This is a genomic window from Cupriavidus sp. 291-E7, from assembly GCF_057798835.1.
In genome coordinates, this window is record NZ_JBYOJV010000037.1 from 14611 (window position 1) to 35464 (window position 20854).

A 20854-nucleotide genomic window follows, 5' to 3' on the forward strand; every position below is an offset into this window, starting at 1 on the left:
GGGTATTTGAATAGCCTTGCAACCAGTCAATGCGCTCCTTCCCGTCGCCGGCATCTTTGCGTTTTTCGCGCATGCGCAGAGTCTGATCTGACGACTGCGGTGATTTGGATCGCAACCAGCAAAGGACAGCTTCGTAGTCATCCCGCGAGTCGATCAGGCAGCGGGCCTGCGGCAAGCGGAAGGTGCCATGCGGCCGTCCAAATGAGGCGGCAGCACCAGCTTCTTAAAAGGCACCAAAGCGCCTCCCGCGCTGCGGAGAAAGTCCGCGACCATTTTGATACGTAATGTCTGCTGCGCGGCTCGCGCGCCTACATACCAATCATCGACTAGCCTCATCTGGCACGGAAGTAACTAGATGACACCCGCGGCGATCGCGATGCGCACGAACCTGAGCAGTGTACCGGCAGGAGTTAATCGTAGAACAGACACCCTCAGACGCAAACTGGAAGAGAGAATCGTGGAGGTCTAAATTGGGAGGAATCGCAGAGAGTCGCGAAAACTAACGTAAAAGTGCCAAGACAAGATGGGAAATGGTCGAAGACGCATTTCTTACCAACTTTACGTTGAGATTCTTATCATCTTTACGTTAGAGGACTCTGGTCTGGTCATGCGGGCCCCCACGAAGACTGTACATATTTAACATAACAAACATTATGCCAACGGCAGATGTTGGCGCCAAGTTGTAATGTCCGCTTATAGCCAAGTTCAAATGTCCGAGTTGATGCGCGTACCCTAGGCGGCTCCTAGTCCGGCGAGGAACTGCCATGCGCCCCGACACGGTTACCCTGACGGGGGTCCCTTTGATTTCCCTGCAATTTGCCAGGGTAGCCACCCCTAGCAACCATGCGGGTTTCCGGGCGACGCTTGCCTAAAATCCCCGTCAAATCAGTCACTTGCTGACTGGTCCTCCTCCCCTGGATTTGAAACGCTGATCGGGCTCCCGCGCGGCCAAACGCACCCTTTGGGTCGTTAGATTCTGTTTTAGCAAGATAATTAGATTTATCCTGTTTTCATTTTCTTGAACCACAGGAATATGCCTTTCCTAACGTTAGGATCGTGTGTAAGATAGGGCCACATTCCCTGCTTTCTATCGCCATGCCCCGCCTCGCCGCCACGCCCGACCAGATCCGCGCCACCGTGCTGGGCATGCTGACCGAGGCCGGGGATGCGGCACCGCCCACCGCCGCCCGCTTTCGCCGCGTGGTGTCGGTGCGCAAGCTGCGCGACCGGCTCGGCGGCGGCGACCCGGCGACGCTGTCGCGCACACTCAATGCCATCGAGGCCGAAGTCGTGCGCGCGGGCCTGGCCGACCTGGCCCTGCCCGAGCTTCCCGCCGAGATTGCCGAAGCGATGCGCGCGCTGTGGCAGGCCGCCGTGGCGGTCCAGTTGGATGACGTGGTGCGCCTGCGGCGCGAGGCGCAACAGACCGCGGAGGCCGCACAGTCCGCCCGCGCCGAGGCCGACCTGCGGGTCGAGCTGCTGCGCCAGGAGCTCAGCGAGGTGCGCGGGCAGCTGGCCGCGCGCGACACCGCGCTGGCCGAAGCCAGCGCTGCCCTCGCGGCCGCCAGCGCGCGGGCCGACGACCACGCGGCACGTCGTGGCGAACTCGAGACGGCACTGGCGACCGTGCAGGCACGTGTGCTGGCGGACGAACGCACCCATGCCGAAGCGATCTCCACCGTCCAGACGCGCTACGAGGCGCTGTCGAAACAGCTCCTGCAGGAAACCGCCCATCAGCGCGACGCGGTGCGCGCCGAGCGGACGCAACTGGCCTCGCAACTCAAGTTCGCCGAGCGGCGCATCGCGGCGCTCGAGGAGGAGCGCGACCGACTCGACGCGGAGCTGATCAGCGAACGCGCGGCGCGCCAGACCGCCGCCGGCGAGGCCAGTGCCCTCAAGGCCGTCACGGCCAGCCAGCGCGCCCAGCTCGATGAACTGCTGCGCGCGACCCTGGCCGCTGCACCGCCCGCGGCGAAGGTGGCGCGCGCGCCGCGATCGATCGGTAAGCCGCCTGGTAAGCCTGACAGCAAGCCCAACAGCAAGCGCCGCAATCAGTCATGAATCCGGCCGACTGGATCGATACCGGTGCGGTGCCACCGCGCCCCTTGCCGGCGACGGTCGACGCGGCGCTCGCCTACCTCGCCGAGACGCTCGGGCATCCGGTCTACGCGCACTGGACCCTCACACGCATCAAGCGCCGCTACGGATCGCTCGCGGACGCCAAGGCCGCGCAGCCGACGGTGCTTACCCTGCTGCTGGCCCACGACGGGGCCGTCGAGTACTGGGAGCGCGGACGCCTGCGCACCGCGCCGGCGGACCAAGCGCCCAGCCCGGAGACGGTCCTCGCCCGGCTGCTGCACACGCACCGCCGCCGCTTCCGCTCCACCACCGCCTCGCCGGGGAGCAAGCCAGGGGTAGTGGCTGCCACAGAGGTGACGGGGATGGTCGCCACGCCATGGCTGGCCGCATTCGGTCATGCCGACCCCGCGTGGCTCGCACGCGCTGGCCGCTTCGCCCAGCCTCAGAGCGCCGCCAACACGCTGGGTGCCGTCGATGACGCGCAGGCGTTGGCGCTCTTTCTGCGCGACCGGACCGGCCGATCGCGCCATACGCTGCGTGCTTATGGCGCCGAGCTACGTCGCCTGATGCGCTGGTGTGGCACGCACGGGCTTGGGCCGTTGTCGGACCTGACGCGCCAGCAACTGCTCGCTTACCGGCACACGTTGCAGCACGGCGAGCCCGGCACGGAGGCCGCGTCGCCACCGCTGTCCGAAGCGACCTGCACGCGCGCACTCGCGGTGGTGGCGAGTCTTTACGGCTACTGGTACGCCACCGGCTACCTGCACGCCAATCCGGCCGCCGGCCTGTCTGCCGGCAGTCGTGCGCGGACCGGTTTTGTGCCGACGCGGCTGATTCCGCCTGCGCTGCTGGACGCGTGCGATGCCTGGCTGGAGGCGAACAGTGCCGACGATGCGTTGCCGGCGTGGCGACGGCGGGCGATCTGGGCGCTGTATCGCTATGCAGGCGTGCGCCTGGCGGAACTGGCCTGGTCGGATGAGACTGCACTGCCCCGCCTGGAGGTCGAAGCGCCCGGGCGGTGGACCCTGTATGTCTGCGGCAAGGGGCGAAAGGTGCGGGCCATTCCGCTGCCGAATCCGTGCGTGGCGGTGCTGCGGGCGTATCGCCGCGCCCGCGGCTTGCCGCCCGAGCCGCCAGCGCACGAGGCATTGCCGGTGGTCCACGGCAACAAGGGGGAAGCGCTCCGGCAGGCCGGCCTCTATCGCGAGGTCAAGGCGATCTTTGCTGACGTGGCCAATGGTCTGCAGGCGCGCGAGCCGGCGCAGGCGTTGCTGCTACGCGCCGCATCGCCGCACTGGTTACGCCATGCCTATGCGCGCACGCTGGTGGTTGACCACCAGGTACCGTTGCCAGCCGCCCAGGCGCTGCTTGGCCACGCCTCAGTGCAGACCACAGCGGCCTATGCCAAGACGGACCTGACGCAGTTGCGGGAATTTGTGGATGCGACGTTTAGTGGCGATACGCCCTAGGTCAAGCAGCAGGCCATAAGCCGTACCGTATTGGCCGACGACGGGTCGCAGTTTCTACTTACTTAGCCGGTTAAAAACCAGTCAACAATGACACGGAAGAAATACGGGATCCAGATCTTTGATGAAACGGGAGCGCCCGTCCTGGAGGTGGGGCCGCATCTGATTCGCGAGTCGCCAAAATTTGCTGAAAAAATCGGGGCGATCGCGGCGTCGTGGGCCCATGCCGAAGTGAACCTGAACTGCTACTTCGCGATCTTGCTGGATACGACACCAGATGAAGCCGCCCGGCATCTGAAAAAGCACAAGAGCGCGGCCAGCGCCACCGCAGGCGCGAGAAAGGTCGCCGAGGAGTCGCTGAGCGGCGCGGAACTAGCCGCGACCATCGCGATCCTGGACAACCTGGACGAAGTCCGTGTGCGGCGCAACCGAATCCAACACGATGTGTGGGCCAAGAAAGGGAGTGACAGTCAGCGGATTTTTGCCATTCACGCAGATCACTACCTTTCGTTCACCACTGCTGTGGTGGCCATTCAAGAGTCCGCAGCCACGCAAAGTGAACAGAATGCACGTGTGATCGCGCTCGCCAACGAATTTGCGGCGCGGGTATCTAGCAGCTTCTCCGTTCAGGAACTCGAGGAACTTGATCACGATGTAGATCTTCTGAGTCAGTCTCTTGTAACGGCCATGTTTTCGCGCATCGCCCGGCGCCTGGAAAACGGGGACTGACATCGCTGACACTGATGTCCGTAGCGCTCACACCTAATAGGCTCGCCTGAGGGCGTTCCGAGACGTCCGGAGTCGGCGGAACGCGATTAACTCAACTCGCCGGTGTCTGGCCGAATTAGGCGAAGCAACTGAGGTAGCCGTTTTTCGATCGCCCGCTGCGCGTCGCGCTCGATGGCTCGGTAGACCTCGAGCACGCGCTGACCCGTCAGGCTGAGTTGCGCTCCGCCGCCGGATGCGCCTCCCCGTTGCTTGAGCACCAGCGGTTCGACAAAGTCGGCATTCATGGCCGCCACAAGCGACCAGACCTTCTGGTAGCTCATGTTCAACCGCCTCCCCGTTTCGGCAATCGAACCGGTTTCGGCTATCCCCTCCAGAACGTCAGCCTTGCCCGGGCCGATGGCCACTGCGTGCTTGATCTCGACCCGAAAACGGGCCTTTTCATGAGCGGGCGATGTCGAGAGCGTTGGTTTCATGGCATCCATTATCGGCGATTCTGGTCAACACGGCCATGCGATATACTTTGGATTCGATATCGTATGGATTAGATATCGCTTGTCGAGCCACCCGTTACATGGTGTGAGAGTGGCTCGTCTAAAACCGGTTCCCTGGCGCGACGCTCGCCGTGCGCCTGGGCTCGGATCTCATTCACGTCATGCCCCTGCGGCAGCAATCAAAATGGCCCACAGTGCATCGAACTCCTCGCAGTCCAAGGCCGCGGCCTTTGTTGGCGGGGGCCTCGTTGGCACCCTTGGCGGACTGATCGGACTGGGTGGCGCCGAGTTCCGGCTTCCACTGCTCATTGGTTTTTACCGTTTCGCCGCGCTGGAAGCCGTGATCCTGAACAAGGCGATGAGCCTGGTGGTAGTGGCGTTTGCCTTGCCTTTCCGGACTCAGGCCGTGTCGGCCGCGCAGGTGCTCTCCCATTGGCCAATCATTCTTAACCTGCTTGCGGGAAGCCTGGTCGGCGCGTGGTGCGGGGCGAGTTGGGCCACGCGCATGCGCTCGGACCTGCTGTACCGGATCATCGCCATTCTGCTCGTCGGCATGGCCGTGGTGCTCTGGACGAGCCATGGGGCTGGGAGCCACCAGGCCTTGTTGCAACCTGGACCCATTCAGTTTGCTGGGGGCGTGGTGGCGGGTTTCGCGATAGGCGTCATGGCTGCCGTCATGGGTGTGGCCGGCGGCGAACTGCTGATTCCAACCCTGACGCTACTTTTTGGCGTCGATCTCAAGCTCGCGGGCAGCCTGAGCCTCGCCATCAGCTTGCCCACGATGCTGGCCGCCTTCGCGCGCTACAGCCGGGACCAGAGCTTTTCGGTGCTGCTCCGCCATCGCGGCTTTGCGGGGCTGATGGCTGCGGGCTCCATCGTCGGTGCCTACCTAGGCGGACTGCTGCTCGGGATGGTACCCACGGACCTGCTGCTGCCACTGCTAGCCGCCATCCTGCTGATCTCAGCCGTCAAGGTCTGGCGTCACACGTAGGCGATGGCTTAGGTTGGCTGGACCGTCACTCAAGCAGGTTGAGCCTGAGCCGATTTCACATCCCGAACGGCAAGTAACATCAGAACGGCTGCAACACCGAGCCCGGACGACAGCCAGAGCGCCTTGGCGCCGGCGATGTCGAGCAGCATGCCGAAGAGCCATGGCGCTAATGCCTGAGCGACACGGGCCGGGACCATCAGAACGCCTTGTCGAAGCCCGTAGCCACCCGGGCCGAAGATGACCAGTGGAAGCGTGCCTTTTGCAATCGTGAGGATGCCGTTGCCTGCGCCGTGTAGAACGCCAAACAGGACGGCGGCCGGCGCGCCCAGCAGGCCAAAAGCCAGTGCGCCGAGCGGGTGCATGGCGGCGGCGATGCGCGCTGATAGCAGTGGGTGAACCTTGCGCAGTAGGCCAAACTCCAGAATGCGCGCTCCGACTTGGGCGGGTCCAATCAGCGCACCGACCAAGACGGCGGTGGCAAGCGTCGCACCGCCGGCCTGAAGTAGTCGAGGCAAATGTGCAGCCATGGCGGTACTGATAAACCAGGTAGCCGCAAAGACAAATGCCAGCGCAAATGAAGCGAACCGTTGCAAAGGTTCCTCTGCCGAAGCGACTACGGTGGACGGTCGAGCCACGGGCCTCTCAATAGCAATCGCGCCACGAGGCATGCTGAGATTCAGGGCGAGTCCCAGCGTCAAATGAAGTGCTGCCCAGGCAAGACACGCGCCTCGCCATCCAACGTGGGCATCCATGTAGGTCGATAGTGGCCAGCCGACAGTGCTCGCGAATCCGGCAATCAGCGTGATGCCGGTGATGGCACCCCGTGAGCGATTGCCATAGAGTGCCACCAATGTTGCAAATGCGGCCTCATAGAGGCCCGCACCCATCCCGACGCCAAGGATTAGCCAGGCGGCGAACAGCCCGATGACACCCTGCGCGAATCCCAGACCCGCGAGTCCGAGGGCAAATATCAGACTGGTGGCCACCAATACCGAGCGCCCACCGGTTCGATCGATCATCCTGCCTGCGGAGGGGCCGATGAGTGCCGACACAATCAGCGCCGCGCTGAACGCCGCAAATACCGTCGGTGCCGACACGCCGAGATCCTTCGCCATCGGCGTCGCCAGCATGGCCGGCAGGTAATACGTCGACCCCCATGCCAGCGTCTGGGCAATGCCCAGCCTGGCGATCACGCTACTGCTCGGCTCCATGGCCATCCTGTTGATTATTATTCGACTTCGCCAGTATCCGTATCACCGACCTGGGCTTCCTGCTCATGACTCATGGCAGCGGCCGCGAGTGTGGTGGCCGTGGCAGGTGCCGCTTCCTTGCGCTCGCTGTAGCGGTCCGTCAGGTAGTCGCTGCGATCGCGAACCAGCAGCGTGAACTTGTAGAGCTCCTCCATGACGTCGACGACGCGGTCATAGTAGGAGGATGGCTTCATGCGGCCATCAGCATCGAATTCCTGGTACGCCTTGGCAACCGACGACTGATTAGGGATGGTCACCATGCGCATCCAGCGCCCCAACACACGCAGGGCATTGACGGCATTGAACGACTGCGAGCCGCCGCTGACCTGCATCACGGCGAGCGTCCGGCCCTGCGTCGGGCGGACGCCGCCCATTTCCAGTGGGAGCCAGTCGATCTGGTTCTTGAACACCGCGGTCAGCGTGCCGTGCCGCTCTGGGCTGCACCACACCTGGCCTTCCGACCATTCCGACAGTTTGCGCAGCTCGACAACCTTGGGGTGGTCGGCGGGGACGCTGTCGGCCATCGGCAGCTCGTGCGGGTCGAATATGCGGGTCTCCGCGCCGAAATGCTGGAGGATTCGTTCGGCTTCCTGCACGAGCAGCCGGCTGTACGACGTCTCGCGCAACGAACCGTAGAGCAGCAGGATACGCGGCGGGTGCGTACTGACGTGTGCCGGCTCCAGTTTGTCCAGATTGGGCGTTTCCAGCACCGCTGGCACGATATTGGGCAAATCCATCATTGGACCCTCCGCCCCTGCGCGTCGATGACGACTTCACCATTCTCCTTGGTGAAGGCGCCTTGCTGTGGCGCGGGCAGAATATCGAGCACCAGTTCCGAGGGGCGGCACAGGCGAATACCGAGTTCGGTCACGACAAACGGCCGGTTGATCAGGATCGGATGGGCCAGCATCGCATCCAGCAACTGATCGTCAGTCAGCGAGGGATCGGACAGGCCGAGTTCCGCGTAAGGCGTGCCTTTCTCGCGGATGGCCTGGCGAACTGTCAGGCCCGCGGCACGGATCATCTGCTGCAGCGTCTGCCGGTCAGGCGGCGAGTTCAGGTATTCAATAACCGTTGGTTCAATGCCCGCATTGCGAATCATCGCCAGCGTATTGCGTGAGGTGCCGCACTCGGGGTTATGGTAGATCGTTACCGACATTCGGATTCCTTAGTTGCTCTTGGTCTCGTACCAGGACTGCGACCGGTTGACGATATTGACGACCAGCAGCATGACCGGCACCTCGATAAGCACCCCCACGACCGTAGCAAGTGCCGCACCCGACTGGAAGCCGAAGAGACTGATGGCGGTTGCCACGGCAAGCTCGAAGAAGTTGCTGGCGCCAATCAGGCTGGACGGACCGGCTACGCAGTGTGCGACGCCCAGCTTGCGGTTCAAGAGGTAGGCGAGCCCGGAATTGAAGAAGACCTGAATCAGGATAGGTACCGCCAGCAGTGCAATGACCAGCGGCTGATCGATGATGGCCTTGCCCTGGAAGGCGAACAGCAGGATCAGCGTCAGAAGCAGTGCCGTAATCGAGTACGGTCCCAACTTGTGGGTAACGCGCTGGAAATAGGCGACGCCTCGACCCAGAAGCATCTTGCGCAGCAATTGCGAGATGATGACCGGCACGACGATGTAGAGCGCCACCGACGTGAGCAACGTGTCCCACGGTACGGTGATAGACGACAAGCCCAGCAGGAGCGCGACAACGGGTGCAAAGGCCACCACCATGATCGCGTCATTCAGCGCAACCTGGGACAACGTGAAGTACGGGTCGCCCTTGCACAACTGACTCCACACGAAGACCATCGCGGTGCAGGGTGCGGCGGCGAGAAGGATCAGGCCAGCCACATAGCTGTCGAGCTGATCGGCGGGCAGCAGCGGCGCAAAGAGGTGGCGCACGAAGATCCAGCCGAGCAAAGCCATCGAAAACGGCTTGACCGCCCAGTTGATGAACAAGGTCACACCGATGCCACGCCAGTGCGATTTCACCTGGCCCAGCGCGCCGAAGTCGATCTTGATCAGCATCGGGATGATCATCACCCAGATGAGGACGCCGACGGGCAGATTGACCTGGGCGTACTCCATGCGCCCGATCGCCTGGAAGACCTCGGGCAGCATCTGCCCCAACGCGATCCCGGCAACGATGCAGAGCGCGACCCAGACGGTCAGATAGCGCTCGAAAAAGCTGATGGCCGGCTTGCCCGCGGCTTGACTGGACGCCGCTACATTCTGACTGCTCATCGTTCAGCTCCCAGCCAGACGTTGCAGCGTCTCTTGAAGTTCGGCGTTGCTCATGTCTTCGATCGGCAGCAGCAGCAACTGCAGCATCCGATAGCCGATCGCCTGGCGCGTGAGTTCGAAGGCCTGACGCTTCTTCGCGTCACCACCTTCGGTGTTCGAGGGATCAGGGTAGCCCCAGTGCACTTTCACGGGGCTGCCCGGCCAGTAGGGGCATTCCTCTTCGGCCGCGCTGTCGCACACGGTGATCACGACCCGCATCTCCGGAGCGTTTTCGCCCACAAACTCGTCCCAGCTCTTGCTGCGAAAGCCACTAACGTCGACACCTGCGTCGCCAAGCACTTCGATGGCGAACGGGTTGATACGACCGCTCGGCGAGCTTCCCGCGCTGTAGGCGCGGACATCACGGCCGAGCTGCTTGGCCAGATGGTTCAACATCCCTTCGCTCAGCACACTGCGGGCCGAGTTGTGGGTGCACAAGATCAAAACGTTGGTAGTCATGGGGCGCGACGTAAGAGTATTGGAGTACGGGCCGGACTGCGTTACTGCTGTCCGATGTCCCGGACGGCCTTCTGGAGCGCAACGGCATCCAGTTTTGGCAGGGGCAATGCCAGGAACAGTTCTATGCGACGCTTGAGCGAAATGGCGGCGTCACTGATGGCTTGCTGCTTCTGCGCATCGGTCCCTTCGCATGCGGCAGGATCGGGAACACCCCAGTGCGCAGTCATCGGCTGGCCCGGCCAGATCGGGCAGACTTCACCCGCCGCCTTGTCGCATACCGTGAAGACGAAATCGAGTTCCGGTGCACCGTCTTGCGAGAACTCGTCCCAGCTTTTGCTGCGAAAACCGTGTGTCTCCATGTCGTAGCGCGCCAGTTGCGCCAGAGCGAGCGGATTCACCGTCCCGGTCGGATGACTCCCCGCCGAGTAGGCACGGAAGCGTCCTCTGCCGAGATGATTCATCAGGCCTTCCGACAGGATCGAGCGTGCCGAATTGCCGGTGCAGATGAACAGCACGTTGTAGATTTTTTCACTCATGGGTCACTCTCAGCAGCAGGACGGCGTGGAGTTGACGGCAACGCCAATCGGCTTGCCCTGGGGCGCACGAGGCGCGCAGCACGCCGATTCTGGCTTGGCGTCTTCGATCTTCCGGGATTCGCCGTACACTGGCACATTCCCAAGGGTGTGAAAATGCTCCCAGGCGATGCCTTGCGGATCGGTCACCCAGTACTTCTCGCTCCGTGCATAGCAGCAGGTGGTCTCGCCTTCGTCGAGCAGTGCCATGTCGGCCGCTTCGGCTCGTGCCTTCAACTCGACCAACTCTTCCGCATCGTCGGTCTGGAATCCGAGGTGGTCCACGCCAGCTTCCGCGCCGCGTGCCGAAATGGCGAAGTTCACGCGCGGATCCTCCAGCATCCACTTGGCGTAGTCTTCTTTCACCACAGCTGGTTCGGTTGCAAAGAGTGCGGAGTAGTAGCGAATGCTCGCAGACAGATCGGTGACGCCGACGTGAACGTGGAAGCGCTTCATGGTTAGGCCTCAATGGCGACAAAACGTTTGGACACGGGAGTGCATGGATTGCCGCTGCAGCAGTTCTCCGTGAGGTAGCCCAGCAGTGCGTTCATGGTCTCGAAGTTGGCCATATAAATGATCCAGCGCCCGTCCTGACGGCTAGCAAGCAGGCCGGCGCGATGCAATTCCTTCAGATGGAAGGACAGCGACGACGCCGGCATTTCCATCAGCTCCGCAATCCGGCCGGCAGCCAGCCCTTCCGGCCCAGCCTGGACCAACAGTCGGAATACGGACAGACGAATCGAATGGGCAAGCGCAGCGAGCGCTTCGAGAACATGATCGGTTTCCATGATTCGACTATATTGGAAATATAAAATAAATCAAAGTGAATTTTCTGTGACGGCAGCAGACGCGCTCCAAGCGCCCGCTGCCCCGCAAGTGCTCATATCGGCGCTTATGCCGACTCCTGATTGACCAGATGCTCCAGGCCAGCGACGCCGACGGGAAGTTCGGCGAGCCACGGGATCAGGGCACACTCTTGCGCCAGATCCTTGGCAACACGTTGGATGAAGGGCACTTCATAGTCCCCGCGTTGGCTCAGCATGGGGTGAGTCGTCCCGCTTGCCAGGAGCGATTGATTGATGACCCACGCATACGGGTTGATGCCCGCGCGGGCGAGATCTTCCGAAAGGCGCTCTGCCTCGTGCACGGGTGTGGCTTCCGGCAGGGTAACAATGAGCACGCGGGTATAGTCAGGATCGCGCAGTCGTGGCAACAACTGCCGGACGGCCTCGGGCATGTCGCCCTGCGTGCGCATGACTTCCTTGTGGTACGCCTCCGCCGCGTCGAGCAACAGGATGGTGTGGCCTGTGGGGGCGGTATCCAGCACGACGAATCCGTCCTTGCCTTCGTCGACAGTGCGCGCGAAGGCTCTGAAAACTGCAATCTCCTCGGTACACGGTGAGCGCAGGTCTTCTTCCAGCATGGCGCGTGCGGCGCCATCGAGTTGCTGCCCAGCCTTGCCGAGAACCTCTTCCGTGTACTGCCTGACTTCTTCCGTTGGATCAATTCGGCTCACCGTCAAGCCTGGCACCGCACCATCGATCGTGGCCGCAATGTGTGCGGCCGGGTCCGTTGTCGATAGCACGACTCGGTGTCCCATCTTGGCCAGCGCCACGGCCACCGCAGCCGCCACCGTGGTCTTGCCCACGCCACCTTTGCCCATCGTCATGATGACGCCGTGGCCAGCGGAGGCCATGCGCTCGACCAGTCCACCCGCGCCAGGCGGCAAGTCGATGGCGGGTCTGTCGTGAACGGTTGGGGATGCCACCGTCTCCGGGTGGGCCATTTCGCGCAGTGCGTCTAATCCCACCGTGCCGCGTGGCAGGAAGGGAATGCGTGCCTGAGGCAATGCGGCGAGCGCCACCGGCATATTGGCCAGTGATTCAGCCGCCCGCAGCGCCATTGCCGTCGCAATGGGGTCCCCGGAGGTCGCGTCGGAGAATAGGCCGTTGATGACCAACTCCTGATTTCCTATGCCGAGGGCAGCCAGTTCGGCGTGCGTGCGTTCGGCTTCTCGCAACGATGCGATATCGGCACGTGCGACCAGCACGACGGTCGTCTCGTTGGCACTGGAGAGCCGATCGACTGTCGCGGCATAAAGCGCCTTCTGTTTCTCCAGGCCGGCTAGCGGTCCCAGACAGGAAGCGCCGCCGGTCGAGGACGAGATGAACTCGTCCCAAGCGGACGGCAGCGTCAGCAGACGCAGCGTGTGGCCGGTGGGGGCCGTGTCAAAGATGACATGATCAAACTCGGCTGTGCCAGACGGGTCGCCCAGCAGCTTCGAGAATTCATCGAATGCGGCAATCTCAACAGTACACGCGCCGGAGAATTGTTCCTCCATGCTCTGGATGGCCGCCGCAGGCAAGATGCCCCGGTAAGGCGCCACCATGCGCTCGCGGTAGGCGTGTGCCGCGGCTTCAGGGTCGATATTCAGGGCGCACAGGCCGGGCGCTCCGGGGATCGCGGTCGGCACTTGGCTTAAGGACACGCCCAGCACCTCGTCGAGATTGGAGGCCGGGTCCGTGCTCACGATGAGCACGGATTTACCCGCCTCGGCCAGAGCTAGGCCTGTGGCACAAGACAGCGAGGTCTTGCCGACCCCGCCTTTCCCCGTGAAGAACAGGTAACGAGTCCGTGTCGATGGGAGAGCCATGGCACGCTCCGTTAGCAGCAGCCGGATCCGGGCGTGCATTCGCCCACACGGACACGCGGCTTGTCACTGGAGGCCACCGCAAGGTCAAGCTTCTGTGCCAGGTGCAGGCGCGAGGGATACATGCCGGTGGAGACAATGCGCCCGTCGACCGTAATGATCGGCAGTCGGTCCATGCCGCCCTCCATCTCCTTGACGATGGCTGGGTTGGCCGCGAATGCCTGGGGCTCCTGACCAAGGTTATGTCGGGCGACTGTGACGCCTTGTGCTTCGAGCCATTTCAGGTCAGCGGCAAACTGCGCCAGGACGGCGTCCACATACACCCCACAGACACCAGTTGGGCAGCACATGGCAGGGTCAAACACTTCCAGGGTCTTCATGATGACTTCCTCTTCGAACGCGGCTTCAGGCGCGGACAGCGCGGGCGCGAGTGACCGGCCACGCAGCGATAACTTCCATGTTTCCAATATTATCAAAATATTGATCGTTTTCATTGCGGTAGATCAGATGGCGTCCAGGTTTCACTAAGAGTCTCATGAGGCATATTTGACCGCTATGCCCCCTGTCGCCTGAAACGGCTGGCCGCGACTTGTCGCAAGTCGAAAGTCGTTCTACAAATTATTTACATAGTTCTAGAACCATCGAGGTTTGGTCCCTAGCCATGACAGCGAGTCGGCGGTAGCGCGCGAGACGCCACCGACTGGCGGGAATCTGCGAATGACCCCCAACCTCACGAATGACGAGGCATGCATGCGGGCAAGCGTATTGGCGATTGAGGACGATGCCGCTAGTGCAGAGATGTTGAGCGCTACGCTGCTGCGAGGCGGTTACTTTGCGCTGCGTGTGGCAGACACACAGATGGCGGCGCCTTTGATGGCCAGCGTTCCGCCTGACCTGATCGTATTGAGTCATACGTTGCCGGGTAACTCGGCCATCGAATTTTTGCGGGGCTTGCGGAAAAGCGGTCGTAGCAGGCGAGTGCCCGTTCTCATGTTGTCCACGCGAGGTTCGGACGAAGACTGCATTGAGGCGCTGGAGGCTGGAGCGGACGACTACCTGCTCAAGCCCATCGCGCCGAACGTACTGCTCACCCGCATCAGGGCGGCACTCCGCCGGCATGTGCCCCAGCTCTTCGGAGAGCTTGTGACCGTTCACGGGCTGACACTGGACCCGCGGTGTCACCGCGCATATGTCGTCGTGAAAAGAGCAGAGGTTTTGTTGAAGGTCGGCCCCACCGAGTTCAAGCTGTTGCATTACCTGCTAGCGAACCCTGAAAAAGTGCACAGCCGTATCACGCTGCTTGACCGAGTCTGGGGCGGCCATTCTTCGCTCGAGGAGCGGACGGTAGATGTGCATATCAAGCGCCTACGCACGATCCTCAAGCCCTACGGTTATGCCCCCATCATCGAGACGGTGCGCGGCAGTGGCTACCGGCTATCGGCGCAAGGCATGATTGACGCTGACCACCGGGCTCCCGGAGCCTCAGCAGTCAAGGCGGCAAGCGCTGGCGGTGCGTCCGCCGTGGCGCCATGCCGATGACGGTAGAATCAACCATTCGATTTGATCGTCCTCGTGCCCATGAAGGAAAAAGAAGCCATTCAAGCCTTGTCGGCATTGGCACAATCCTCACGTCTCAGCATCTTTCGCCGGCTCGTTGTAGCCGGGCCGGAGGGACTGAGCGTCGGTGTCATTCAAGAAGAACTCAAGCTGGCCGGCGCGACATTGTCATTTCACCTGAAGGAACTGACGCACGCCGGGCTCGTGTCCTCTCGCCAGGAAGGGCGATTTGTGTACTACGCGCCCGAGATTGGGCGCATGAACTCGCTGATCGATTTCCTGACCGAGAACTGCTGCCAGGGCGTGGATTCGGCCGCCTGCAAGCCTGGCAAGAAGATCAAATGCTAGCCCTGGTGGGCTGAAACGTGGAATGCCAGGGAGCTGCGCCCAACGCGCGCGGCTCTCCTGGCTCACCTTGTCGTGGGTCGACTACACATAGCGGCGATCTTTGAAGCTGACCTTGCGCTTGTAGTCTTCCATGGACCCGACCCTGCGGATATCCGCCCAGGTGCCCTTGTAGTACGGCACGATGTTGCGGTCGGTCCAGTCTGTCGTCACATCCCCCTGAATGCCGTTGACATAGCCGAAGACCATGAAGGTCTGTCCGGACTTAGCAGATGGCACGGGGTAAGCCATGGCATAGGTCGAACCGAAGTCATTGAAGACTTCGACCACGTCACCCGGCTCGATGCCCAGAGACTTGGCGTCACCCGGATTCAGCTCGATATACGCCATGGGATATCGCCCCTTGACGAATTCGTTGTACTGGTCGTGGTACGCGGTCTGCCAGATCTCATTGTTGCGGCCATTGTTGATCCAGAACTTGTACTTGCCCTTCAGGTCTGCCACGGTCTTCGGTAACCCTGGCCACGGGGACGGCTTGAACTCCGCCTTCCCGTCCTTGGTATCGAACTTGCCATCGGTATAGAGCATCTCCGTGCCGACCAGCTTGCCGTTGGCGTATTCCTTGATCGGGAGTTGGACGCCATTGTTCCCCATGGCGCGCAGACGCTCATAGGTCGCGAGATTGCCAGTGGGGCCACCCTGGCTGTCAATGGGGCCGGCGCCTGGCTGGCCTGCTTGCCGGAAGCCGTCATTGAAAGCATCCTCTTCCGTCTTCCACGCGAAGCCGTCATATCGCTTGGCAGCATCTGCGTTGCCGGCCTTCTCGTACATGGCCTTCAGGGTGTTCGCAATCCGCGCGGCGATGAGGCAATCGGGCAGTGCCGATCCCGGCGGGTCCATGAAGCGTTCGGACAGGCGGATTCGCCGCTCCCCGTTCATTGACGTCAGATTCATTTCCCCTGGGTGGGCGGCAGGCAGCATGACGTGCGCCGCCTCGGCCAGCTTGGTCGGGTAGAGATTGATGCTGGTCACAAACAGACCGCCCTTGCGGGTTGCCTCATAGATGACATCGGCCATCTGGTCTGGCGTGGCGCCGCGCGTCTTCGACATGGCTTCCTTCACCATCTGTGATCGGCGCAGAACGGCTTCACGCAACGCCTGGGCATTGTTGCTGGTCTGAAAGTTGTTGCACGCCCACCAGGTCATCATCCGACCCTTGCCCTTGATGAGTTCCTGATCGATGTAGATCTTGCCCTTGCCGGGATATGGCGGTCTCGTGTACCCCTCCTGGTGGCCGCCCATGCGCACGACGCCCGTGCCGCGCCGCCCGACGTTGTGCGTGGCCAGGACCAGGTCAACGAGAGCGGATTGGATCAGGTAGTTGTCGTTGCCCCAGATGATGCCTTTCTCATAGGCGTGCATCGTTCGCGGCCTCTGACCACTCGCCTTGGGCTTGTATGCCCATTCCGCCGCCTTCACGAGATTCTCTTGCGGGATGCCGGTGATGCGCGACGTCTCTTCGAGGGAGAGCCGGTTTGCCTTGATGGCGCCGTCGAACCCGTGCGTGTAGGTGTCGATGAATGGTCGATCGATCCATCCCTTGTCGACCACATAGGTGAAGAGTCCATTGAAGAGCGCGACATCCGTTCCGGGTTGCAGATCCACATGCAGGACGTTGTCCTTGCCCGCCACTTGTTCTGCGATCGCCACCGTCGGGGAGCGACGGGGATCTACCAAAATGATCTTTGCCTTCTCCAGAGTCTCACCAGGAAAGCGCGTTTTGCGCTTCTCGACGGTGCCGCCTTGCAGGTTCGGCACCCAGTGATTCAGGAAGTAGTTGGTCTGCGTCTCGTAGGCGTTCGTGCCGATCGCCATGATCACGTCCGCCAACTCCGCATCCTCATATGAGTTGTTGAGCTCGCCGATGCCCATCTCACGCGTGGCGTGGCACTCGGAGTTGTAGGCCGGGCGGTTGTGGATACGGACCATCTGCGTCTGGATTGCGGAGAACATCAGCTTCCCGGTTCCCCAGGTGTTCTCGAAGCCGCCGCCCGCACCGCCATGGTCAAAGCACGAGAAGACGACACCATCCGGCCCATCGCGATCAAGCACGCGCTTCATGACGCCAGCGTACACGGCCATGGCATTGTCCCAATCCGTCTCCAGCCATTGATCGGCAAGATAGATCATCGGACTATGCAACCGGTCCCGTCCGATGCCATCGGGCGTGTACATGTATGACGCCATCTTCCCGCCACGCGTCGAACTCAAGCCGCTGTTCACCACGCAGGCCTTGTCGGGAACAATCATGATGTTGTGGCGCGATCCGTCGGCGTTTGTGACGACGTTCGTCATGGCAGGGGTCAGCGTCAGGGAAAGCGGTGGCACCTGTTTGCGAAAATCGGTGCCCAAGGCGTTTTGGCTGGGGGCGCGTCCGCCTTCCGAGCCCTCAGGCCATTTGTAGACGTGATAGCCACACCCGACAATGCAGAAGTGGCACGTCATGTTGGTTTTCTGTGCGTTGACGGGTGGCAGGGTCAACCGGTCTTTTGTGGTGGGCATGGTTGTCTCCGGTATCGCTGGTCACAGAATGTTGGCTTGACGCCCGTAGATGAGCCCATCGATACCCACCGCGGAGATACTGCCGCTTTGCGCGTCGTACATGAGCTGCACACGGGGAAGGTTCTCTGTCGCCTGCCCGCAGATCATCTGGCCGGACTTCTCGGCATCGAACATGCTGAAGTGGCACGGGCACTTAAATGTTCGCGTCGCCTGGTCGTACGTGACGGGGCAACCCATGTGCGTGCACTGGGTGCTATAGGCGACGATATCTTTGTCCGGGCCAACACCGCCCGGCACCGGGGTTCCCATCTTGATCGCGGCGCATGGAGACGCAGCATCCGGATAGCTGAATGGCACCGGCTGATTGACGGCCATCTTGCCAACCGTGCCCACGGTGCGCCGCGGGTATGGCAGGAGCGTTCGGCTGGTGTCGGGGGCTGGTGGCGCGGCGGCCTCGGCGTGGGACAGCGGCCCGACTGCGCCTGCAGCCGCACCAATGCCACTGATTTTCAGGAAGGTGCGCCGGGAAACGTTCTCCGTCATGGTCTCCTCCATTTCTTCTGGAAACTGCTACCGTTTGAGTTGTGCAGCAGCGTTTGCTTGGCAAAAGACATGCCCGGAGCCCAAGTTACTGATTTCCTTGGGGTTTCCGTGGCTGCACGATAGAAGGCATGAAGCCGACGTCACGGCTCGGAAACTTGCTGCAGTGCGAGGAGACACCGAAATGTTACGAAACCGAAACGTCACTCGGCGCGCGGTACTGCGTGGCTTGATGGCTTACGGCGTGGCACCGTTCTCGCTTGCCATCGGGCGCGACCCAGACTTGCTGCGGTTTGGGACCACGCCGGTGTTTCTGAATGACCGCGTCGAGACGACCAGGCGCTGGCAGCAATACCTCGAAACAGCGACCGGCAAGCGCGTTCAGTTTGTTCAACGAGGGTCCTATGGCGAGATCCTGGAGTTGCTGATGCGGGACGAACTCGATGTGGCGTGGGTCTGCGGGTATCCATACGTGATGGCGAAGGATCGGTTGACCCTACTTGCCACGCCGCTCTACCACGGCAAGCCTCTCTATCAGTCCTATGTCATCGTTCCCGAATCGGATCGGGCGACGCAAACCATTGGCGATCTGGCGGGGAAGATCTACGCCTTCAGTGATCCACTCTCCAATAGCGGCTACCTCGTCCCGCGAATTGAGCTGCTGTCGCGCGGGACCAGTCCGGACCGGTTCTTCAAGAAGACGTTCTTTACCTTCAGTCATCGCAAGGTGGTCGATGCAGTCCGGTTAGGACTGGCCAACGGTGGATCGGTCGACGGCTATGTATGGGATACCTTGGCCGCCCAGCAACCGGAAGCCGTGCAGGGTGTGCGAGTGGCATGGCGATCGAAGGAGTTCGGCTTTCCACCGTTAGTCGTCAGAAAATCCCTTGCAGCTGAAGACGCAACGATACTCAAGGATGCGTTCATCACAATGGGGCGATCGGAAGGTGGGCGCGATGTGTTGGGGCGGCTAAACCTTGATGGCTTCGCAAACGAGCCTGACAGCATCTTCGACACCATTGCACAAATGGCACACACGGCAAACACGTCGAGAACGTGATGGGCGTTCGTGATCTCAGTTATCGCTACCGGATTCCTCTCGCGCTAACGGCCGTCATCCTGGCTACGGAGTGCGTGGTGACGCTGACCCTGCTTCTGCAGGGGTTGTCGGACGCACGACAAGATTTGCGAGCCGGGGCCACGAATCTCGTTGCCGTGCTGTCCAGATCGTTACGGGATCCCTTGTTGCGCGACGATGTGTGGCAGGCCTTCGAGGTGATCCGCACGCCCATTGAGGCGCGTGACGCGGATAACGCGCTCGAGAGTATTACGGTGACCGACAATGCAGCACGCGTCTTCGTATCGACTGACACCACGACGTTTCCAATGACGACAAAGCTGGCGGCGCTGCCGCCTCCGGCGAAGGCGCTCCTCACGGAGCCTAATGGCAAGACAGGCGTGCATTACACGGGAGCCGGCTGGTTGTTCGTCGATGATGTTGTGGCCTCCGGGAATGTCGTGGCTGACGACGGTTCCAACCTGGGACGCGTCGTGGTGGTGTATGACGCCGAGAAAATATCGTCGCGTTTGCGCAAGACCTTGCTCCAACTCTTCGCGGTGACCTTGCCAGGACTCGTCGTTCTCATCGCGATTGGCTGGATATGGGGAAAGCGTATTGTGGCGCCACTATCTCGACTGTCATACGCCTTGCAGCGGGTTGGCAAGGATCCCCCAGGACACATCGCATCCATGGTTGACAAGGAGGGACATGCCGAGATCGCGCTGTTGAACGCGCGCTTCACGGACATGCTGACAGGCCTTGCAGAGAAAGAGCGCCTGGAAAAAGAAATCCTGACCTCCGAGCGGCTCGCCGCAGTGGGCCGGGTCGCGGCAGGCATTGCACATGAAATCAACAATCCGTTGGGCGGCATGCTCAATGCGGTGGACACATTGGCCACGCATGGCAGCCCGGATGCCTTCACAAACAAGACGCTTGGGCTCCTCGAGCGCGGGCTGAACCAGATCCGTACCACGGTGGGCGCGTTGCTTGTTGAAGCGCGATTGGACTCTCCGGCGATGTCGCCGTCCGACTGGGAGGATTTGAGAATGCTGGTTGCCCCGCAGATTGACGCCCGTCATGGAACGCTAATTTGGCAGGTCAGTCTGGCTGAGCCTGTTCCGCTTCAGTCGCACTACGTCAGGCAGCTATCGCTGAATCTCTTGCTTAATTCCGTCAAGGCCATCGGCGATAACGGTAGGATCTGGTTTCGTGCTGACGTAGAAGACGGAAGCTTGCGCATCAGGGTAGCGAACGATGGCGAGCCGATTCCACCGGAACGCATGGAGCATTTGTTTGAGCCCTATTCGATGGTTCAACACGAAGGTGGCCGCCGCTCCTATCCTATTGGCCTGTGGGTCTGTTACCAGGTCACGACCACACTCAATGGCGCGATTCAGGCAGTGAACGATGACGGTGTGACGTGCTTTGACGTGACGATCCCGATTGATGGAGCTGCATGATGAGCGTCAGTTCTCCGAGGTTGTGCCTCATCGAGGATGATCCGATCATGGGCGAGTCCGTGGCGGACCGCTTCAGCCTCGAAGGATTCGTCCTGGATTGGTACCGCACGGGCGAAGCCGCCCTCGAAGCGATCCGATCACGGCGCTACAGCGCAGTGATCAGCGATATCCGTCTGCCGGATATTTCCGGAGATCAGGTGTTCAAGAGAGTCGCCGAACAGGCCACTTTCGTACCGCCGTTCATCTTCATTACGGCTTTCGCGAGCGTGGAGCAGGCAGTCGAGATCCTGAAGCACGGCGCAACAGACTATGTCACCAAGCCGTTTGACATCAGCGAACTGGTAAAAAAGGTCTGCCTG

At 61.5% G+C, this 20854-nt stretch carries 22 protein-coding genes; 9 read left to right on the plus strand and 13 right to left on the minus strand.

The window, feature by feature from the left end; translation table 11 throughout:
* Positions 1–1095: 1095 nt before the first annotated feature.
* The 3 genes from AC3FLX_RS32460 to AC3FLX_RS32470 all read left to right on the plus strand — a co-directional run bounded on the left by AC3FLX_RS32460 (position 1096) and on the right by AC3FLX_RS32470 (position 4274).
* The gene (locus AC3FLX_RS32460) at positions 1096–2061 is read left to right on the plus strand and encodes a DNA-binding protein (protein WP_488699593.1); all 966 of its coding nucleotides are present in this window, start codon (positions 1096–1098) and stop codon (positions 2059–2061) included.
* Positions 2058–3548 (plus strand): tyrosine-type recombinase/integrase, encoded by a 1491-nt coding sequence (locus AC3FLX_RS32465; protein ID WP_488699592.1) that lies wholly within the window; start codon positions 2058–2060, stop codon positions 3546–3548. Before AC3FLX_RS32460 ends, AC3FLX_RS32465 begins: the two co-directional genes overlap by 4 nt.
* 87 nt (positions 3549–3635) lie before the next feature.
* Complete coding sequence (locus tag AC3FLX_RS32470; protein WP_488699591.1) at positions 3636–4274, plus strand: hypothetical protein; 639 nt, start codon at positions 3636–3638, stop codon at positions 4272–4274.
* Positions 4275–4360: 86 nt separating this feature from the next.
* Here the strand turns inward: AC3FLX_RS32470 and AC3FLX_RS32475 are convergent, their stop codons facing one another.
* Complete coding sequence (locus AC3FLX_RS32475) at positions 4361–4747, minus strand: winged helix-turn-helix domain-containing protein (protein ID WP_488699590.1); 387 nt, start codon at positions 4745–4747, stop codon at positions 4361–4363.
* A gap of 202 nt (positions 4748–4949) precedes the next feature.
* Here AC3FLX_RS32475 and AC3FLX_RS32480 point away from each other — a divergent pair, with 202 nt between their 5' ends.
* Positions 4950–5756 (plus strand): sulfite exporter TauE/SafE family protein, encoded by an 807-nt coding sequence (locus AC3FLX_RS32480; RefSeq protein ID WP_488699589.1) that lies wholly within the window; start codon positions 4950–4952, stop codon positions 5754–5756.
* 29 nt (positions 5757–5785) lie between these two features.
* On the opposite strand, the gene AC3FLX_RS32485 is transcribed toward AC3FLX_RS32480, so the two are convergent.
* The 10 genes from AC3FLX_RS32485 to arsD all read right to left on the minus strand — a co-directional run bounded on the left by AC3FLX_RS32485 (position 5786) and on the right by arsD (position 13465).
* Positions 5786–6967, minus strand: a complete 1182-nt coding sequence (locus AC3FLX_RS32485) for an MFS transporter (RefSeq protein WP_488699588.1) — start codon at positions 6965–6967, stop codon at positions 5786–5788.
* Positions 6968–6984: 17 nt separating this feature from the next.
* A complete protein-coding gene (gene arsH / locus AC3FLX_RS32490; protein WP_488699587.1) occupies positions 6985–7746 on the minus strand; it encodes an arsenical resistance protein ArsH in 762 nt (253 codons plus the stop codon).
* Entirely contained in the window at positions 7743–8165 is a 423-nt protein-coding gene (gene arsC, locus AC3FLX_RS32495) for an arsenate reductase (glutaredoxin) (protein ID WP_488699586.1), read from the minus strand. The genes arsH and arsC overlap by 4 nt, the downstream gene beginning before the upstream one ends.
* A gap of 9 nt (positions 8166–8174) precedes the next feature.
* Positions 8175–9251 carry an ACR3 family arsenite efflux transporter gene (gene arsB, locus AC3FLX_RS32500; protein WP_488699585.1) on the minus strand — a complete coding sequence of 359 codons (1077 nt, stop codon included), beginning with the start codon at positions 9249–9251 and terminating at the stop codon, positions 8175–8177.
* Positions 9252–9254: 3 nt separating this feature from the next.
* Positions 9255–9749 carry an arsenate reductase ArsC gene (locus tag AC3FLX_RS32505; RefSeq protein WP_488699584.1) on the minus strand — a complete coding sequence of 165 codons (495 nt, stop codon included), beginning with the start codon at positions 9747–9749 and terminating at the stop codon, positions 9255–9257.
* A gap of 41 nt (positions 9750–9790) precedes the next feature.
* Positions 9791–10285 (minus strand): arsenate reductase ArsC, encoded by a 495-nt coding sequence (locus AC3FLX_RS32510; RefSeq protein ID WP_488699583.1) that lies wholly within the window; start codon positions 10283–10285, stop codon positions 9791–9793.
* A gap of 9 nt (positions 10286–10294) precedes the next feature.
* Positions 10295–10777 carry an ArsI/CadI family heavy metal resistance metalloenzyme gene (locus AC3FLX_RS32515; protein WP_488699582.1) on the minus strand — a complete coding sequence of 161 codons (483 nt, stop codon included), beginning with the start codon at positions 10775–10777 and terminating at the stop codon, positions 10295–10297.
* Positions 10778–10779: 2 nt separating this feature from the next.
* Positions 10780–11109 (minus strand): ArsR/SmtB family transcription factor, encoded by a 330-nt coding sequence (locus AC3FLX_RS32520; protein ID WP_488699581.1) that lies wholly within the window; start codon positions 11107–11109, stop codon positions 10780–10782.
* Positions 11110–11213: 104 nt separating this feature from the next.
* Entirely contained in the window at positions 11214–12974 is a 1761-nt protein-coding gene (gene arsA, locus AC3FLX_RS32525; RefSeq protein WP_488699580.1) for an arsenical pump-driving ATPase, read from the minus strand.
* A gap of 11 nt (positions 12975–12985) precedes the next feature.
* On the minus strand, positions 12986–13465 hold the full coding sequence (arsD, locus tag AC3FLX_RS32530) for an arsenite efflux transporter metallochaperone ArsD (RefSeq protein WP_488699579.1): 480 nt from the start codon (positions 13463–13465) through the stop codon (positions 12986–12988).
* 223 nt (positions 13466–13688) lie between these two features.
* Here arsD and AC3FLX_RS32535 point away from each other — a divergent pair, with 223 nt between their 5' ends.
* Together AC3FLX_RS32535 and AC3FLX_RS32540 are read left to right on the plus strand one after the other, a co-directional pair.
* Entirely contained in the window at positions 13689–14510 is an 822-nt protein-coding gene (locus AC3FLX_RS32535) for a winged helix-turn-helix domain-containing protein (RefSeq protein ID WP_488699578.1), read from the plus strand.
* Between the two features lie 39 nt (positions 14511–14549).
* Positions 14550–14876, plus strand: coding sequence for an ArsR/SmtB family transcription factor (locus AC3FLX_RS32540; protein WP_488699577.1), 327 nt, complete (start codon positions 14550–14552; stop codon positions 14874–14876).
* Between the two features lie 81 nt (positions 14877–14957).
* On the opposite strand, the gene AC3FLX_RS32545 is transcribed toward AC3FLX_RS32540, so the two are convergent.
* Both AC3FLX_RS32545 and AC3FLX_RS32550 read right to left on the minus strand, forming a co-directional pair.
* Positions 14958–17435: an arsenate reductase (azurin) large subunit gene (locus AC3FLX_RS32545; RefSeq protein ID WP_488699576.1), complete on the minus strand. Its 2478-nt coding sequence runs from the start codon at positions 17433–17435 to the stop codon at positions 14958–14960.
* Between the two features lie 21 nt (positions 17436–17456).
* Entirely contained in the window at positions 17457–17978 is a 522-nt protein-coding gene (locus AC3FLX_RS32550) for an arsenate reductase (azurin) small subunit (protein ID WP_488699575.1), read from the minus strand.
* Between the two features lie 181 nt (positions 17979–18159).
* Between AC3FLX_RS32550 and AC3FLX_RS32555 the strand changes: the two genes are divergently transcribed.
* The 3 genes from AC3FLX_RS32555 to AC3FLX_RS32565 all read left to right on the plus strand — a co-directional run.
* Positions 18160–19035, plus strand: a complete 876-nt coding sequence (locus AC3FLX_RS32555; RefSeq protein WP_488699574.1) for a substrate-binding domain-containing protein — start codon at positions 18160–18162, stop codon at positions 19033–19035.
* A 77-nt stretch (positions 19036–19112) separates the two neighbouring features.
* The gene (locus AC3FLX_RS32560; RefSeq protein WP_488699573.1) at positions 19113–20495 is read left to right on the plus strand and encodes a sensor histidine kinase; all 1383 of its coding nucleotides are present in this window, start codon (positions 19113–19115) and stop codon (positions 20493–20495) included.
* Positions 20492–20854: response regulator transcription factor (locus tag AC3FLX_RS32565; RefSeq protein ID WP_488701431.1), on the plus strand; the 363-nt coding region annotated here is incomplete at its 3' end. The genes AC3FLX_RS32560 and AC3FLX_RS32565, both read left to right, overlap by 4 nt.

Excerpts from the sequence above, each read along its gene's own strand:
- AC3FLX_RS32460 (WP_488699593.1), top strand. The coding sequence starts at position 1,096 with ATGCCCCGCCTCGCCGCCACGCCCGACCAGATCCGCGCCACCGTGCTG.
- AC3FLX_RS32465 (WP_488699592.1), top strand. The coding sequence starts at position 2,058 with ATGAATCCGGCCGACTGGATCGATACCGGTGCGGTGCCACCGCGCCCC.
- AC3FLX_RS32470 (WP_488699591.1), top strand. The coding sequence starts at position 3,636 with ATGACACGGAAGAAATACGGGATCCAGATCTTTGATGAAACGGGAGCG.
- AC3FLX_RS32475 (WP_488699590.1), bottom strand. The coding sequence starts at position 4,747 with ATGAAACCAACGCTCTCGACATCGCCCGCTCATGAAAAGGCCCGTTTT.
- AC3FLX_RS32480 (WP_488699589.1), top strand. The coding sequence starts at position 4,950 with ATGGCCCACAGTGCATCGAACTCCTCGCAGTCCAAGGCCGCGGCCTTT.
- AC3FLX_RS32485 (WP_488699588.1), bottom strand. The coding sequence starts at position 6,967 with ATGGAGCCGAGCAGTAGCGTGATCGCCAGGCTGGGCATTGCCCAGACG.
- arsH (WP_488699587.1), bottom strand. The coding sequence starts at position 7,746 with ATGATGGATTTGCCCAATATCGTGCCAGCGGTGCTGGAAACGCCCAAT.
- arsC (WP_488699586.1), bottom strand. The coding sequence starts at position 8,165 with ATGTCGGTAACGATCTACCATAACCCCGAGTGCGGCACCTCACGCAAT.
- arsB (WP_488699585.1), bottom strand. The coding sequence starts at position 9,251 with ATGAGCAGTCAGAATGTAGCGGCGTCCAGTCAAGCCGCGGGCAAGCCG.
- AC3FLX_RS32505 (WP_488699584.1), bottom strand. The coding sequence starts at position 9,749 with ATGACTACCAACGTTTTGATCTTGTGCACCCACAACTCGGCCCGCAGT.
- AC3FLX_RS32510 (WP_488699583.1), bottom strand. The coding sequence starts at position 10,285 with ATGAGTGAAAAAATCTACAACGTGCTGTTCATCTGCACCGGCAATTCG.
- AC3FLX_RS32515 (WP_488699582.1), bottom strand. The coding sequence starts at position 10,777 with ATGAAGCGCTTCCACGTTCACGTCGGCGTCACCGATCTGTCTGCGAGC.
- AC3FLX_RS32520 (WP_488699581.1), bottom strand. The coding sequence starts at position 11,109 with ATGGAAACCGATCATGTTCTCGAAGCGCTCGCTGCGCTTGCCCATTCG.
- arsA (WP_488699580.1), bottom strand. The coding sequence starts at position 12,974 with ATGGCTCTCCCATCGACACGGACTCGTTACCTGTTCTTCACGGGGAAA.
- arsD (WP_488699579.1), bottom strand. The coding sequence starts at position 13,465 with ATGAAAACGATCAATATTTTGATAATATTGGAAACATGGAAGTTATCG.
- AC3FLX_RS32535 (WP_488699578.1), top strand. The coding sequence starts at position 13,689 with ATGACCCCCAACCTCACGAATGACGAGGCATGCATGCGGGCAAGCGTA.
- AC3FLX_RS32540 (WP_488699577.1), top strand. The coding sequence starts at position 14,550 with ATGAAGGAAAAAGAAGCCATTCAAGCCTTGTCGGCATTGGCACAATCC.
- AC3FLX_RS32545 (WP_488699576.1), bottom strand. The coding sequence starts at position 17,435 with ATGCCCACCACAAAAGACCGGTTGACCCTGCCACCCGTCAACGCACAG.
- AC3FLX_RS32550 (WP_488699575.1), bottom strand. The coding sequence starts at position 17,978 with ATGACGGAGAACGTTTCCCGGCGCACCTTCCTGAAAATCAGTGGCATT.
- AC3FLX_RS32555 (WP_488699574.1), top strand. The coding sequence starts at position 18,160 with ATGTTACGAAACCGAAACGTCACTCGGCGCGCGGTACTGCGTGGCTTG.